The sequence below is a fragment of the Streptomyces sp. NPDC021080 genome, from assembly GCF_044333225.1.
Taxonomy (GTDB): Bacteria; Actinomycetota; Actinomycetes; order Streptomycetales; family Streptomycetaceae; genus Streptomyces.
In genome coordinates this window covers 1-14,715 of the sequence record NZ_JBIRQM010000025.1, presented here as the reverse complement: position 1 = coordinate 14,715, position 14,715 = coordinate 1, and the positions used below count along the sequence as shown (strand labels likewise).

Sequence of the window (14,715 nt, the reverse complement as noted above, 5' to 3'; positions counted from 1 at the left end):
ATCTTCATCCGTGAGTGGAGTGTCTGCTGGCGTGTGGGCGTCGTTGACGTGGTGTGACGCCTGGGGAGATGGCTGGGGTCCGGGAGGACCTGGAGGCGTTCGCGGCGGGGTTGTTCGACGGGTTCTTCCGTGCGGATCAGCGGCGTTGGGGGCAGGCGTATGTGCGGGGACTGCTGCTGGAGGGGCGGCGCAAGTCGGTGGAGCCGATGGCGGCCCGTCTGGGTGAGGACGGCAACTGGCAGGCGCTGGCGCATTTCGTCACCTCCAGTCCGTGGGATCCGGCGCATGTGCGGGCCCGGTCGGCCTGGAGGATGCACGAGGTGATCGGGGTGGAAGCGCTGATCGTGGACGACACCGGCTTCCTGAAGGACGGGGATGCCTCGGCGTGTGTGTCGCGGCAGTACACCGGCACGGCGAGCAAGGTCACCAACTGCCAGGTCGGGGTGTCGTTGCACCTGGCCCGTGATTGACGCAGATCGCCACGACAGGACACTGATGGTCTGATGCGAGGGCGGGCCGATGAAAGGTGGCAGCGCGTGGGAAGTCTGCTGAAGGGCGTCAGCGGCGTGCACTGGAAGGAACTGCACGACGCGCGACAGTCCCCTGCCGGGGACATACCGCCCCTGTTCTCGCGGATCGCCTATGGAGGCGACGACACCGCCCACATGGCGATCGATGAACTCGGCGACCTCATCTGTTCGTTGGGGTTCGTCGTCGGGGAGGCGACGGCTCCGACGGTCCCCTTTCTTCTGGAACTGGTCGGGGCCCCGGACGTGCCGTGCAAGGCAGAGCTGATGGATCTGCTGGAGAGCATCTGCCAGGCAGAACAATGGCACTCCGCCGCGGCGGCGAGCGGCTGGAAAAACACGAGTTTCCAGGAACAACCCGCCTGGGAGGTGGCAGCCAGGGCGGCTGTGCGCGCAGGCCGACCGATCATCGAAGGTCTCGCCTCGTCCGTGCGGCCGGAAGAGGCCGAAGCAGCACGCAGTCTGTTGCGGACGATGGACGAGGTGGCACCCTTCCCGGAGCTTTGAGCGGCAGCGCGCACCGTGACCAGTCCAGGTCGCCCCGGGCACCGAGTTCGTCCAGGACCAGGCGGTGGAGCTTGGCCCACACCCTGGCCTCGGTCCACTCGGTGAACCGACGGAAGGCGGTGATCCCCGACAGCCCGAAGCCTGGCGGGAGTTGGGTCCAGGTGCAGCCCGAGGTGGCCACGAAGACGAGCGCGGCCGGCACCTCGCGGTCCCCTCGCCGGCGGTGCCCTCCATCCTGCGGGCGAACCGGTGCGGGCGGTACCACCCGCTGGAACAACTTCCATGACTCTTCGGGTGCTATCGGTTCGACAAGCGCAGCAGTCGTCACCTCGGACTGCCGCAAGATCACGCCAACTGAAATGGCGTCCAACGCCCCGGGAGCGGGGCAGTCACTTGAGCGGACCTCCGTTTACCGGGGCATGAGAAGATCGGCGGATGGTGCGTGCAGGTGAGTTCTTCCTTGCCGAAGACGATGAGTCCGCAGTGCGGGTAGGCCCTCGCAAGAGTCACGATTTTGCTGCCGTGCCTTGCGACGGCATCTATCCAGATGACGCGGTTCTGAGGTGGGAGACCCTGCTGACGGGTACGGAGAGCCTGGTCCGAGACGTGGTGCCCATGGCCAACGACGGCTTCACCGTGTTCGCTGTTCCGGAGCCGCTGTGCACGGCTTTGGCCAGTGCGCGAGGGGATCAACTCCGCGCCACAGCCGTTGCGTGGGCTGAGATCGCCTCCGAGCCGGACGACGAGATATCTCTGGACAACGCAGTGAACCTCCTTGAGCGTCTGTCAGCCCTGGCCAAAAGCCGTGCGGAGAAAGACCTGAGCTTGTACTGCTGGTACTTCGCGCCCTGAACTCACTCCACCGACTTGACTGTTGCAGTGCTCCATCCGTACCGGGACGGCGAGAGCTCCCTGCCCCCAGGCTGCGACCACAAGTCGCCCGGGACGGCCTGGAAGGGAACGCTGTCATCGCTGCTCGCGTACCTCGACGGCTTCACCCGCAGTGATCGACCGGACTGGTCCCAGCCGCGTTGACCGCGATCGGCGGCTCTCTGCGATCGACCTGGCACAGACGAGGCCACCGCAAAGCCTGCGTTCCGGGCGGAACACCCGTCAGCAAGCGATAATCGACGGACGGCGCTGTGTCGATCACGCTAGGGTCCCGGCCATGCCCTTCGTCGCGCCCGATCCCGATCCCTTCAAGGAAGTCATGACGCGAGAGTCCCTCGCTGCCATGATCTACGACCTTTGCGAGGACTTTCAGCGGCGAGGCGAGGAGTGGGAGAACCGCACTGTAGAGGACTACCTCGGTGCGCTCGCCGCGTGGATCACGGACTCGCCCGGTTCATACCGTCACCTCGGCGAAGAGATGCCGCCGAACGGCGACTGGACGTTCTTTGCGCGGGCCCTCAGCGCGGCCGTCATCTACGAGTAGCCGAAGGGCCGCGCCCCTGCCCGTACCCGCCCGCACCGTAGTGTGACGTCATGGATGAACCTCGAATCAAGGTGTTCGGCTCAGCCACCGAGATGATCATTGCGGCGAACGCGGCCGGACTGAGGGATCTTGCGGATCGGCTCATCGGTCTCGCTGATCCCGAGCTCAGAGATGGCTACCACGAGCATCTGGAGGCCGACATCAATCTTCAGAGCGGGTCGATCAGCCTGATCTTGGAGCGGGACGACAAGGTGTAGAGCTGCCGTACAGCAACCGAGGGCTGAGCTCCCGGCCAGGGGCGAAGGGGAGGATGCTTGTGGAGCAGCAGTGGCCGGAGGGGCGGAACGCCGATCCGGATGCGGCAACGGAATGCTACAAGGCGGATATGCGGGCATCGCGGAGGGCGGTGCGGGAGCTGTTTCGCGTGGAGATGCCCGTTGCCCACCTGGGCCTGGCCATCGCAGTCATCGCGAGCGTCTTTGTGAGTGCGGTCTGGTCGCCGAGGGCGGGCGCGATCGTCGCTGGAGCCTTTGCCGCACTGTTCGTCGTCGCTCTGGCTGTAGCACTCGTGGCAGGTAACCGGGGCTGGGACGCGGCACGCACCGCCTGCAAGTTCACTCTGTCTCATGGGCCGTTCTCGAGGATGCGGGTCCGGAGGAGCTCGAACGATGCTCGGGCGTACATGGCCTGCTTGAGTGTTTTCACCCGGTTCGCGTGCCCTTCGGCGGTCCCGGAGCTCCACGGGAGGGCGAGTTGTCGACGATCAGGCAATTCCCCGCGATCTGCATGATCAGCTGCACGTGATTCCCCATCCCTGCGATCACGACTTCCCATGGGGACGGTGAATCCGTCGGTGTGCACTCGGCAGGCCGTGACCGGCCTCTACGATGATTCGATGCGCCAGCCCGTCGCAGATCCGTACTGGAACACCAACGTTGCCCGACACCCGGGCATCCTCAGGGCTGTTCCCGAGGGGTGCGGCGATGCCCTGGACGTTGGCTGCGGGGACGGGCTGCTGGCACGGAAGCTTGCCGGGAGGGCGAAACACGTCACCGGGATCGACAAGTCGCCGGACATGATCGCCTGCGCACGCGAGTTGGCTGTCGGCCACCCGCAACTCACCTTCTTCGAGGGAGACTTCCTCGCCGCGGAACTTCCCGGTGCGGAGTACGACTTCGTCTGCTCGGTGACCACGATCCATCACATGGACTTCGAGGCGGCTCTCGTCCGCATGCGTGAGCTGCTGCGGCCTGGCGGCACGCTGGTGGTGGTCGGTCTGGCCCGCGAGGCGAGCGTGACGGAGTGGGCGGCGTTGATCGCGGCTGCCCCGATCGTTCGGATCGCGAAGGTGCTGCGTCGCGCGCGTGGTCCGCAGGGCATGCCGGTCACCGACCCGCAGATGAGCTATGGGCAGGTGCGGGCTGCTGCCCGACGGCTGCTGCCCGGCGTGCGCTACCGCCGGCACGTGCTGCGCCGGTACTCGCTGACCTGGGACAAACCCGCCCGCTGATCCGGCATCGATGACGGTTTTCCCCGTCCTGAGCAGTTCGAACGTCATGCAGTTCTCTGCGACGGTTCCTCTTGATTCTCCATGGGTGGCGGAGTCCAGGACCGAGGGACCTGGTCGTCGCGGAGCTGTCCGTGTTCCTCGCCCCGTGGTTCGGCAGGCCGATGGGCAGCCCGGATGGCAAGGAGAACGCTCGTCGTGGTCGACGTCACCGAGATCTACGTCCACTGGTACGCGGGCCGCTCGAAGAGCGCGCCGGCCGCGTCGCTGGGGGTGGACCGCAAGACGGTCAGGAAGTACCTGGCGTCGGCGGAGGCGTCCGGGATCACCCCGGGCGGCCCGCCGATGAGCGAGGTCGACTGGCCGGGCTGATCGAGGGGTGGTTCCCCCGGCCTCGTCGACAGGAGACTGCGGCAGGTCACCTGGTCCGACATCGACGAATGCCGCGACTGCATCAAGGAGTTGCTCGGGGCGGTGACGGTCTCCACGATCCACCAGCGGTTGCGGGACGAGCACAAACTGAAGGTGCCGATCTCCTCGTTCCGCCGCTGGGTGCACGCCGCGCTGCCCGAGGAGGTGAGCCGCTCGCAGGTCACCGTCCTGCGCGACGAGGCCGAGCCGGGCGAGGAGGCCCAGATCGACTACGGCTTCCTGGGCCAGTGGACCAACCCGCGCACCGGCAAACGGCACCGCGCCTGGACGTTCGTGATGGTGCTGCCCTGCTCACGGCACATGTTCGTCCGCCCGGTCCCGCACCTGGACCAGCACGCATGGACCGAAGCACACGTCGCCGCCTTCCGCTACTCCGACGGCGTCCCGCGCCGTCTCGTGCCTGACCTGCCCCGCGCCTACCCCGCTGAGTTCCGCGCCCGCGCCATCGCGCTGGTTCGGGCAGGAAAAGAACAGAAGATCTCGGCTTGAGCTGCTGGTTCGCCAAGTGGATCGAGAACACACCTCGCCGGATTCTCAACGAGTGTGGCTTCGGCGGAATCCCTGATGACCGTCCGTAGCCCTCGGCTGGGTCGTGCACCATGGCGGGGTGATGAGCACCGAAGCAGAACCGGTCGAACACGATGACCGGTGGATCTTGAATCTCCGAGGGCGGGGCGTTGCGGGGATCACTGTCGACTACCGCCTCACACTGGCCCTCGACGAAGGTTGGGAAGTCGTACTCGAAACGCCTGCTCGGCTCTCATCCGGGCCGGCCCACACCAATCCCGGCGTGCTTCTGGTGCCGGAGACTCAGGACGTGGCCGCAGCCCTCCCGCTCTTCGGGACGAATGTCGTCTCTGCGGTCGCCTTCAAGTCTGGCACGCTTCGGATGGTGTTCGAGGATGGCACGCATCTGACGTGTCCAACCGATGCGGCGTTCGAGGCGTGGCAGATCACAGGACCTGGAGGATGGCGGTTTGTGTCCCTGCCAGGAGGCGACCTCGGCGTCTGGTCCGCCTCCGCAGCGAATGAGAATCCGCAAGGTCGGTCTGCAGAGCATTGAGAATCTGCCAGATGGAGTGCGACGGGACACCCGATCGGGCGAATCAGAGGGAACAGCGGTCGCCAGTGGTCACCAGGTACGAGAACGACCCTTGACTGATTTACCTGGTCAGGGGACGTTCACCTGCGGTGGGCATGGGATTTGAACCCACGGTGACATCGCTGCCACCACGGTCTTCAAGACTGCCCCCTGGGCTCACCGCGGCAGATCGAGGTGCGCGAGCCGGCGCAGCACACCGGCGAGGTCCACCTCATCGCCGAACCGGCGTTCCGTCTCGTCCAGGAGTACGGAACAGGCTCGCCGGAGATCGGCCATCCTCAGTACGTGTTCGCTCTGCGTCATACACGCGATGATGCCGGAGCACGTCAGCGGTACTCCGTCGATCGCACACCGACCAACCTGCGTGCCGTACAGCAGTGAAGTACAACAACCGGCACGACCGCAGTCGACCGTCGCGCCCATAGTTCGCATCGAGGGGCACATCAGTGCACCCACGTCCTGAAGACCCTTGCCGCCGATGCAGGATCGACTGCTGGGGCGCTGAAGTCCGCGCCTTGCGGTAGGGCTGGATTTACCTCCGGGTTCGGGAGAAGCGTGCGCGCCTGTGGGCGACGGGACCGTCCGCCTCGGCCGCTGATCCGTCACTCGCCGAAGTCGAAGGAGGCGATGACACGGGCCGGAGTGCGGAAAGTGGTTCCGGCGGGGGCGCGTTCGATCAGGATGTCGGCATCTGTGTCGGGATCCCTGCCTTGATAGCTCCAGACAGGTCCCTTGAGAGCCGGCCCGCACAGTCCATCGGGCATCTCGCGACCGCCCTCACCCCACGCGTATGCGCTGCCATAGTTCTCGTCGAACAAAGGCTCGCCCTCCGGGACGAGTCCTGCGCGGTGCAGATAGTCCGGCATCTGGTCGCTCAGGAAGGAGACCTCGGCGGAGCCATCCTGCGTGATGTAGTGGACATCGACGGCATCGGCGGGGATCGGCACGCCTCCGAGCGAGATCTTCTCCGCCAGCGTGGAGTCGCTGCCCTCACAGGCCCGAGCGTCTCCGAACGGGTGGAACAACTCGTCCTGAAACGACCAGAGCAGGCCTCCTGCCACCACGCCGAGGAAGGCGAGGCTGACAAACACGACCGCCGCGCTCGGCAGCCTCCGTCGTCCTATGGAGTCCTCCCGATCCGCGTCACCCATACCCTCCGGATCTGAGGTTTCGTCCATCTCGTCCCAAACGACGCTCCCGCCGCCCGTTTCTGCATCACCCATGAAAGCCTACTCAGACGTACCGGCACGTGATCATCGGCAGCATAGGGGACTCCAACAGCGCGAATACCTGGCACTCCCAGGTAACTTCAGCTTCTGGCGGCACCCGACCGCGCAGCTCTCAGACGAAGCGGTCGTGCCAGACCCGTGCCAGATCGTGTGGGAAACCACGGGGAACACCGGGGAGCCAGCCGACCTCGCACCAGGCGCCGACACCGCTCAGCCGCAGGTCAGCCTCGGAGCAAGCCATAGATGCCCTCAGCTTCCCAAGCTGAGACTCCGACTCTATCCAGCGACTCAGGTTCGCTGTAGAGCAATTCGCATCTCCTCAACGGGTGCCGGCCAGGGGGCGCGTTCCGCAGAGCTGTGTAGTGGTCCGGTCGTCCTCGTTCCGGTAACCGTCTGCGCAGGAGGCGTCATCGAGATTCCTAGGTGGCGCCAATGCTCGTCCCGGACTCGGGTCGCACCTCCGTTCGTCCTCCGTGTGCTTTCACAGCCCGGCATCCTCTCCTTCTGCGGACCGGGGAGGCTGCAGAAACAGCAGAACATGGCTGCACCGGTCACACACCAAGGCCCTGGTCCCGCGCTGACGCGCCAGCCTTTTACCCGCCAGACGGACCTTTATGAATAGCGGGTGCATACCCGCGGCAACTCCCTCCGCCCTAACGAGCGGCCCCTCACACAGCGGACATTGAGACGGATAAAGGCCTCGCACTGGCTCACCACTCAGCTCGTCAAGCACCAATGCTCCTTGATCTTCTAGCAGTTAGTCGCCTGGAGACTATCCATGGCAGACAACACCGATGCGCCGTGGTCCCCACCGCGTAGCGTCCCCAATGCACTGAGATCCCAAGAGTGTCAGCCTGCACATGAGTTGGCCGTCAGCGCGTAGACCGTCCGTAGGTCTGGCATCACCAGCTGACTGTGAGGATGTAAATGGTGCCGTCCGAGGGGTCTGACCCTCCGTCTGACCGACGCTTGCTGTCCTGTTGATGATTTGTCGGCCGTTTCGGGCGGTGCCGCCCTGAATGCGGCCGGTCGGGCGTTTGTGACCTCATAGGAGGAGTCGACCGTTCACCTGCGGTGACGCCCCGCAGGCGTGAAAATCGGTACAGGGGCTGCCCGCCGACGCCGCTTGATGTTTGGGCTGTGAGCCCGCATAGGAGTCTGGTGAGGGAGCCGTCAGAGGGGGCCGTACATCGTCGCCTTGAGCACGCCGATCAGCTTCTCCGTTACCCCCTTGGCTTCCCGGGCAGCTCCCGCCCGCACCGGCGCATCAGGGGGTAGGTCATGGAGGAGTTGGGAGAGGACCACGACGACGAGACGGTCGCCAGGGTCGCGGCGATCGATATCGCGAAGGCGTCCGGAATGGTCTGCCTGCGCGTCCCGCACGACACCGTCGAAGGCCGACATGTCCAGAAGGTCTGGACCGTCGTCTCGACGACGAACGCGATCCTCGAACTCGGCGACCGGCTTGTGTGCCAGGGCGTCGAGCGGGTGGTCATGGAGGCGACAGGCTCGTACTGGCGCCCGTTCTTCTTTCTGCTGGAGGCCCGCGGTCTGGACTGCTGGCTCGTCAACGCCCGTGACGTGAAGAACGTCCCCGGACGCCCGAAGACGGACAAGCTGGATGCGGTCTGGCTGGCCAAGCTCGCCGAACGCGGCATGGTCCGTGCCTCGTTCGTCTCACCGAAGCCGGTGCGACATTTACGGGACTACACGCGCACCCGCACCGTGTTCGTGCAGGAACGCACCCGGCACAAGCACCGCGTCGACAAGGCCCTGCAGGACGCGCAGATCAAACTGTCCGACGTCGTCTCGGACCTGTTCGGCATGTCCGGGCGAGCCATGCTCGACGCGATGGTCGCCGGAGAACGCAACCCACGCACCCTGGCCGAACTCGCCAAGGGCAACCTGGTCAAGAAGAAGCCCGCCCTCATCGAGGCCCTGACCGGGCAGTTCGAAAACCACCACGCCCGCCTGCTGCGGGTGCTGCTGTCCACCATCGACCACCTCACCACGCAGGTCGACGAACTCGACCGGCTGATCACCCGGACGCTGGAGGAGATCACCACCCCACCAGGCAGCACAGGCACCGGGGACGAGACCGCCGCGGTCAGTGCACGGACTCTGACCGAGAAGCTGGACGCCGTCCCCGGGATCGGGCCGACCACCGCGCAGATCATCCTCGCCGAGATCGGTGCGGACATGAGCCGCTTCCCCACCCCTGAACACCTGGTGTCCTGGGCCAAATTGTGCCCCCGCACGATCCAGTCCGGAGCGAAGAACACCTCAGGGCCGGCCGGGAAGGGCAACCCCTGGCTCAAGGGCGCCCTCAGCGAGGCCGCCAACGCAGCCGCCCGCACCGACACCTTCCTCGGCGCCCGCTACCGCCGCATCGTCAAACGCCGCGGCCATGCCAAAGCCCTGGTCGCCGTCGCCCGCTCGATACTCGTCATCGCCTGGCACCTGATCAACGACCCGGACGCCTCCTACCAGGAGCTCGGTGCCGACTGGCACCGCCGCCACCTCGACCCCGCCCGCAAAACCCGCGACCTCGTCCGCCAACTCCAGGCCCTCGGCCACCAAGTCGCGCTCAGCCCGGCATCAGCCTGACCGCCCCTCTCACCGTCATCCGGTCCGCAAACGGCCCGGATGCTGCCGCCTGCCCTCCCGCACATCGATTTTCCGATCAGCCAACCTCTCAACGTCGTCGACTGCAGCCCGGCCCGTGAACTTTCTCCGCGCCTGCCTGGATACTTGTCCGTGTTCCGCAACTATGATCTGCCCTCCGGTCTTGAGGGGGGCTCGTGATCCACTGCACCAGATACGAGACTTTGCGCGACGGCCATTGCGTGGCGAACGGTTGGTCGGCGTCCGCGTCTCTTCAGTTCATTCTCATCGGTGGTGCGGTTCTGGCGGGGGGCGTGGTTCTTCTGAGGCGGTACCGACGAGCTCCCTCTGAGTCAATGCCTGCGTGGGGGCACGAGCACGGTCGCCACACGACAGAGTGGATCATCAACAAGGTGGCACCGTACTTCTTGATGATTTTCGGCTCCGTATTCCTGCTTGGCGGCCTCTCCACCTTGATCGCCTACCTGACGGGTCACATGGACTGACGGGAAGGCTCAGCCGATCAGAGAGTGGTGGCCTGCCAGCAGTCGGTTGGCTGTACAGCAACCACCGCACCCAGCCCCGTCCATCACCGGCCCTGAGCGAGCGTCTGACGCACTCGGCAAACCTCAGCGACCACCGTGCTCATGGTTCGCATCGAGAGGGCTCACGACGGTCTTGGATCGTTACCCATCCCCGCCATGAACTGCGATGATGCAGCCCAAATCATGATCACGGGAGAGTCCAGGCATGCAATCTTCGAGACGAGGCAGTCTCAACATTTCGTCCTACAGGAGCTCGCAGCGACCGCGCATTTCGTTGCTGGTCGCGCTAGGGATTGCTGCCATCTCCGTTGCGGGGTGCGGAAGTTCCGACGATGCAGGACTACCGGTGCGGTTGGTCAACGAGTCGGCCTGGGACGCCCGCATAGTCGGTTGTCCACCGTGCGCAGAGCGCGGTACTCCGCTCGGCGGGGATCCACACCGAGCGCCGGGCGACGGCGGTGAATACCTCGACTGGACCGAAAAGCGCACGTGGCCTGTGACCTACAAGGTTGTTGTCCGAGGCGTGGAGTCGGTTTGCCCATTCATCGACCCCGCGCCCGGCAAGGAAGCGGGTGCAGTGGGCACCCGTGACGTCATCTACATCGTGGACGAGAGCGGGAAATGCGTCGCAGGGCCAGGAAGATGGGACGACTTCTGACACCAGCGGCTGACACCAACAAGCGCGAACAGCGGCGGTCAGCACCAGATCTCTGCGGATCCTCGACCGAAGCGCCAGGCCGGTCGGCCGGCATCGACAGCTTCCTGTGATCGACCTGATAAGGATGAGGCCACAGGTTCAAATCCTGTTAGCCCCACCAGCGTGAAGACCCCCGGTCCACCATGACCGGGGGTCTTCTGCGTCAACGGTCGATACTTGTCGCCAGGACTGCGTCACATGGCAGCGCGCAAGAGGTCCGGGCCCGTGCCCTCCGCGTGCCCGATCGAGCAGTGACCGGCAGGGAGTGGCAGGGAACACCGGACAGGGAGCCGAGAACCAGCACGTCGGCGACTTGCCAGCTCAGCCCCGGCCCGCGTACGCGATCTTCCGAACTGATGCTCCAGGACCCGGCGGCGTTTGACTGGGCCAGACTCCACCTTCCGTGCGGCGGGGTTGAAGAGAACCGCCCCGGACCACTAGCCGAAGATCATCTCATCCCCCTAGTATCCCGTCGCATCCACCTGCTTTGACGTCGGCCCAGTTGGGTGCGTCGGCCATGGCTGGAAACCGTGCGAGGTAAGGATCATTAGGATGAAGAAGCGTTCCAAGGCCTTCGGCGCTGCTACCGCGGGCCTGGTGGCTGCACTTGTGGTGGCGACCCCTGCCTCCGCCTCCACCTACACCGTCACCAGCTCCAATCCCCACACCGGTGACCTGTGTACCGTCAACCCCTACTACTGCAACGGGTCCGCGTCGTTCGTCAAGGACGGTGACCACCTGCTGGTCTGGGACAACAGCAGTGACGGCCACTCGGTGGTGGTCAGATACATCCGGTCCGACGACGGCGGCGCGAGGCACGACGACTGGAACCACTACGGGTATGGAACCAGGCTGGACATCAACATGAACCTCCCGGAGGGCACGTTTCCGAACTCCTGGATCGAGTACGAAGTCTGCCTGGGTGAGTACAACAACGGCACCAACTCGACCATCATGCTCGACACCTGCTCGGGGTACACAATCGAAGACGCCACCTGATTCCTCCGCCCTCAGCAAAAACGCGCGCCGGCTGTCGGTCCCTGCGACCGACAGCCGACCGATCGATCCCCAGGTGGCCTTCCCAGCCGGTTGCTGAACAGCAGTGAGGTACAGCTTCGGGGGCCGCGGGGCGTGCCACTTCCGTGCCAGAGCGGACGGGGACTCACGGGGAATCAAGGTTCGCCAGGGTACGTACCGCCTCGCGCTGCCCAAGACGGGGATTCCCAGGTCACGCCGGTGATCACCCAACCTCGCTCCTAAAGCGGTGGTTAGCGCGGTTGCTGCATCAGCGAGGCACAGTAGCCATCGCGACCGGACTCGACCGCCAGCTCTCGGCGACGCCTACGTGCACGCCGACATGACCATCAAGGAAAAGGCACTTGCCCTTACCACGCCGGTCGCTGCCCGGCCGGGCCGTTACCGTCCCACCGACAAGGTCCTCGTCTTCCTCGGCCGTTTGTGACCGACAAAGATCGTTGGCTCTCAAGCGACCGACTGCGCGACCTACCGCCACTCCTGCCAGCGTCGCTGGGCCTTGATCTGGATCATGCGATATCCCCAGACCTCGCACGTCGGCAGCTCCCGCATTTCCTCCGCAGTGGCGGCCCCGACCCAGCGAAATCCGTCATAGACCCCTGGGCCCGGACCAGGAGCATCGACATACCGCGGCAAGACGACTGCGTCCGCTTCCAGGGGACGCAGTCCGAGGATGACACCGCCGGTCTCCTGGATCGTCTTGATATGTGTTGACCCCGCCTCAAGCAACGCAGCCCCAGCGATGTCCACGGCTCGTGGCGGCTCGGTCCCGAACCAGTCGATCAGACCGGCCAGAAACATCGTGCGCTGACCGGGAATACCGCCGCGAGGAAGGTCAAGTACTCGCCCGCACCCGAACCACCCATCGCGCAGTGGAAGGGCCCAGAATTGCCCGGGCGCCAAGGAGCGAGTGCTTGATGGACGAAACGGATACGTCTGATCACGAACAGCCATCAAGCGCCGCCTCCAGCCCTAGCGATCAAGTTCAGCGCTGAGGCTACCCGCGAGCAGTACAGGCGTACATGACGACCCATGACTATGCCGACCGTATTGGACTCCTGGACGGCATAGTCATGGGTCGTCGCAGCGATGCTCGGCATAGTCGCGGTCTCGACATAGGTCCACCTATGCGGATATCCGCATAGGTGGACGAGGTCGGCTACATCCCCTTCGAAACCGAGGCCGCGAACCTGTTCTTCCAGCTCGTCTCGAACCGATACGAACGCGCGTCCGTGATCGTCACCAGCAACAAACCCTTCGGACGCTGGGGAGAGGTCTTCGGCGACGAGACCGTCGCCGCCGCCATGATCGACCGCCTCGTCCACCACGCCGAGGTCCACTCCCTCAAAGGCGACTCATTCCGCATGCGGGGACGCGAACTCGGACGCGTCCCCGCCACTACCGATAACGACTGAAACGACCGAACCGAAGACACCCGGGTCAGATTTCACCTGTCCAGACTGGGTCCAGGTTCAACCGACGCCGACAGGTTGAGCTGGTCAGGCGAGGGACGACCGGATCCGGTCGATGGCGCGCAGAACCTCATCTCTGTTCTTCGCGCTCTTGATCCAGGTTGGTAGCCGCGCGACGAGGGTCATCTTTTTTACCTGCGCATCCCATGGTGCTCGTTCACGCAACGGCGCCTGTACGAACTTCCGGATCAGCTCCAGGTGTTCCAGGTTGTAGGCCCACAGCCAGCCGTATCGCACCTCTGTCTGCAACCACAACGGCAGACCGAAGTAGGGATCTACTGCTTCGCCTCGCCCCCGGAAAAGGCGGAAGCCTCCCCCATCAGCGTCTCGCGACAGACCGCACGCCCTACAGACCAGGCGGCGGCGCGCGAACACGGAAGGAACCTCGTCCTCAGCCGCCGACGCCACCGGGGCAACGTGCGCAATCCCAGCACACTTCGGACAGCTCACGAGCACATGATCAATGAAGTGGTACTTCGTGTGCCGGGCATCTCGGAACCGCTGTGGCGAGAGCATGACGCCAGTATGCGATCCCTCTGCCTGACCATGCTCATGCACGGAAGAACCGTGCCCCTTCCGTGCCCGGTCAGGCAGGGAACCTCGGGGAACCACGGTCGCTCGCGGCGACAGGACCGAAGAGAGCCCCCGACCGTTTCTCCCGGTCGGGGGCCGTTCATCTGCGGTGGGTGTGGGATTTGAACCCACGGTGACTCGCGCCACGACGGTTTTCAAGACCGTGTACGGATCGACGCTCCCAAGGCGTCGAGTGCGCCCACGGCCGTGTGAATATGAGCCGGGCCGCGACGCAATCGTTCTCCCGCACACCACCAGAACAGTCGCTCCTGTGCATCCTTCCTTGGATGCATGCCCAGGCCATGCTCGGGGCACAGGGGCCACGCCTGCCGCAGAAGCTCCATGACGGTCTCCTGCGCGGCATCGGCGACGCTCGCCAGTGCAGAGGCAAGGCTGTCCTGCGGGTTCGGGTCCAGGTGATTGCCGTGCCACTCGCCGTTGGCCATGGCGACGTAGACGTTCTCCGGCTCATCCGCATCGTGGGACGGAAGGGCCAGCAGTTGCAGGGGTTCCAGCTGGGGAAGCGTCACCGCCAGGTCCTGGTTCAGAAGGGCGAGAGCCTGGTCCCACACGGGGTATTCGCCCGGCGAGACGCGGCGAGGCTCGGGGGGGTCGAAAAGAGCGCACATGAGCACCATCCTCCGCCACATCAGGGACAGCCCCCATCGCTCAACAGTGTCGCCCCCTGCAAAAGCCGCGTGTGGCGGCTGACATCAGCGGCTGACACCAACAAGCACGAACAGCAGCACTCGGCGGCGGACCTCAGTGGACGACTGGCCGAGGCGCAGGCCAGGTTGACCGATGTCGACAGTCCCCTGTGATCGACCTGATAAAGATGAGGCCAAACTCCAAAGTTGGCCTCAACCGCGGGGCGCCATCCTCAGCCGAGGGGTGGCGCCCCGTCGGCTTGACTTGAGGTCTAGGCGCAGGAGCTGTTGGCCGACGTTGGCAGATCCGGGTCTGCTGCACGATTGGGTGACATCTGAACTGGCTTGCCCTGTGGGGCGGGTGGGAAGGATGTCGCTGTGCCCAAGCCTTATCCGGAAGAGT

Annotated in this window: 15 protein-coding genes, 1 tRNA gene and 2 pseudogenes; 12 read left to right on the top strand and 6 right to left on the bottom strand. The window is 65.0% G+C overall.

Annotated elements, in window-relative coordinates; all coding sequences use genetic code 11:
- Positions 1–68 precede the first annotated feature (68 nt).
- Together ACH4S8_RS40260 and ACH4S8_RS40255 are read left to right on the top strand one after the other, a co-directional pair.
- Positions 69–467, top strand: a pseudogene (locus tag ACH4S8_RS40260) (transposase); the annotation flags it as partial.
- A gap of 69 nt (positions 468–536) precedes the next feature.
- A complete protein-coding gene (locus ACH4S8_RS40255; RefSeq protein ID WP_398403418.1) occupies positions 537–1,034 on the top strand; it encodes a hypothetical protein in 498 nt (165 codons plus the stop codon).
- Between the two features lie 4 nt (positions 1,035–1,038).
- Here ACH4S8_RS40255 and ACH4S8_RS40250 read toward each other — a convergent pair.
- A pseudogene (locus ACH4S8_RS40250) lies at positions 1,039–1,362 on the bottom strand (transposase); the annotation flags it as partial.
- Between the two features lie 107 nt (positions 1,363–1,469).
- Here ACH4S8_RS40250 and ACH4S8_RS40245 point away from each other — a divergent pair.
- The 7 genes from ACH4S8_RS40245 (at position 1,470) to ACH4S8_RS40215 (ending at position 5,471) form a co-directional block, all read left to right on the top strand.
- Positions 1,470–1,886, top strand: coding sequence for a hypothetical protein (locus ACH4S8_RS40245; RefSeq protein ID WP_398403416.1), 417 nt, complete (start codon positions 1,470–1,472; stop codon positions 1,884–1,886).
- Between the two features lie 316 nt (positions 1,887–2,202).
- Positions 2,203–2,469 (top strand): hypothetical protein, encoded by a 267-nt coding sequence (locus tag ACH4S8_RS40240; protein WP_398403414.1) that lies wholly within the window; start codon positions 2,203–2,205, stop codon positions 2,467–2,469.
- A gap of 50 nt (positions 2,470–2,519) precedes the next feature.
- Positions 2,520–2,726 (top strand): hypothetical protein, encoded by a 207-nt coding sequence (locus ACH4S8_RS40235; protein WP_398403412.1) that lies wholly within the window; start codon positions 2,520–2,522, stop codon positions 2,724–2,726.
- A gap of 614 nt (positions 2,727–3,340) precedes the next feature.
- Positions 3,341–3,979, top strand: a complete 639-nt coding sequence (locus tag ACH4S8_RS40230; RefSeq protein ID WP_398403410.1) for a class I SAM-dependent methyltransferase — start codon at positions 3,341–3,343, stop codon at positions 3,977–3,979.
- 195 nt (positions 3,980–4,174) lie between these two features.
- Positions 4,175–4,348, top strand: a complete 174-nt coding sequence (locus tag ACH4S8_RS40225; RefSeq protein WP_398403408.1) for a hypothetical protein — start codon at positions 4,175–4,177, stop codon at positions 4,346–4,348.
- Between the two features lie 102 nt (positions 4,349–4,450).
- Positions 4,451–4,897 (top strand): hypothetical protein, encoded by a 447-nt coding sequence (locus ACH4S8_RS40220; protein ID WP_398403406.1) that lies wholly within the window; start codon positions 4,451–4,453, stop codon positions 4,895–4,897.
- 121 nt (positions 4,898–5,018) lie between these two features.
- On the top strand, positions 5,019–5,471 hold the full coding sequence (locus ACH4S8_RS40215) for a DUF6188 family protein (protein ID WP_398403404.1): 453 nt from the start codon (positions 5,019–5,021) through the stop codon (positions 5,469–5,471).
- A gap of 195 nt (positions 5,472–5,666) precedes the next feature.
- Here ACH4S8_RS40215 and ACH4S8_RS40210 read toward each other — a convergent pair whose 3' ends face one another.
- On the bottom strand, positions 5,667–5,813 hold the full coding sequence (locus tag ACH4S8_RS40210; RefSeq protein WP_398403402.1) for a hypothetical protein: 147 nt from the start codon (positions 5,811–5,813) through the stop codon (positions 5,667–5,669).
- A 299-nt stretch (positions 5,814–6,112) separates the two neighbouring features.
- A complete protein-coding gene (locus tag ACH4S8_RS40205; protein WP_398403400.1) occupies positions 6,113–6,733 on the bottom strand; it encodes a hypothetical protein in 621 nt (206 codons plus the stop codon).
- Positions 6,734–8,020: 1,287 nt separating this feature from the next.
- Between ACH4S8_RS40205 and ACH4S8_RS40200 the strand changes: the two genes are divergently transcribed.
- From ACH4S8_RS40200 to ACH4S8_RS40190, 3 genes are all read left to right on the top strand, one after another.
- A complete protein-coding gene (locus tag ACH4S8_RS40200) occupies positions 8,021–9,346 on the top strand; it encodes an IS110 family transposase (protein ID WP_398403398.1) in 1,326 nt (441 codons plus the stop codon).
- A gap of 1,791 nt (positions 9,347–11,137) precedes the next feature.
- Positions 11,138–11,584: a hypothetical protein gene (locus ACH4S8_RS40195; protein ID WP_398403396.1), complete on the top strand. Its 447-nt coding sequence runs from the start codon at positions 11,138–11,140 to the stop codon at positions 11,582–11,584.
- A gap of 1,181 nt (positions 11,585–12,765) precedes the next feature.
- Positions 12,766–13,035, top strand: a complete 270-nt coding sequence (locus ACH4S8_RS40190) for an ATP-binding protein (RefSeq protein ID WP_398403394.1) — start codon at positions 12,766–12,768, stop codon at positions 13,033–13,035.
- Positions 13,036–13,119: 84 nt separating this feature from the next.
- Here the strand turns inward: ACH4S8_RS40190 and ACH4S8_RS40185 are convergent, their stop codons facing one another.
- The 3 genes from ACH4S8_RS40185 to ACH4S8_RS40175 all read right to left on the bottom strand — a co-directional run bounded on the left by ACH4S8_RS40185 (position 13,120) and on the right by ACH4S8_RS40175 (position 14,294).
- Positions 13,120–13,608, bottom strand: a complete 489-nt coding sequence (locus ACH4S8_RS40185; protein ID WP_398403392.1) for a hypothetical protein — start codon at positions 13,606–13,608, stop codon at positions 13,120–13,122.
- 167 nt (positions 13,609–13,775) lie between these two features.
- Positions 13,776–13,856: transfer RNA gene (locus ACH4S8_RS40180), tRNA-Ser, on the bottom strand.
- Positions 13,821–14,294, bottom strand: a complete 474-nt coding sequence (locus ACH4S8_RS40175; protein ID WP_398403390.1) for a hypothetical protein — start codon at positions 14,292–14,294, stop codon at positions 13,821–13,823. The genes ACH4S8_RS40180 and ACH4S8_RS40175 overlap by 36 nt, the downstream gene beginning before the upstream one ends.
- Positions 14,295–14,715 lie beyond the last annotated feature (421 nt).